This window comes from Streptomyces niveiscabiei (assembly GCF_001419795.1).
In the GTDB taxonomy this organism is placed as follows: Bacteria; Actinomycetota; Actinomycetes; order Streptomycetales; family Streptomycetaceae; genus Streptomyces; species Streptomyces niveiscabiei.
The window spans coordinates 1,361-1,655 of sequence record NZ_LIRL01001193.1 but is presented as its reverse complement, the minus strand read 5'-3'; the positions used below and the strand labels follow the sequence as shown (position 1 = coordinate 1,655).

At 67.1% G+C, this 295-nt stretch carries 1 pseudogene; it reads left to right on the top strand.

Going from position 1 to position 295, the window contains the following annotated elements:
- Positions 1-19 precede the first annotated feature (19 nt).
- Positions 20-295, top strand: a pseudogene (locus AOK24_RS41940) (RNA-guided endonuclease TnpB family protein); the annotation flags it as partial.

Below are 295 nucleotides of genomic sequence, written 5' to 3'. Positions count from 1 at the left end.
GTGCGAGAAGACCAGCACCATGCTCGCCCGCACCTACGACCTGGTGCGGTTCGAGAAGCTGAACATCAAGAACATGACCGCCAAGGCCAAGGCCAGGCCGGACCCCGACCGGCCCGGCCAGTACCTCAAGAACGGCCGGGCGGCCAAAGCCGGATTGAACCGGGCGATCCTCGCCCAGGGCTGGGGGCTGCTGAGGCAGCGCACCGAGCACAAAGCCCCTGGCCGCGTCGAGGACGTACCCGCCCCGTACACGAGTCTGCGGTGCAGTGCCTGCGGATGGATCGACAAGAACTCG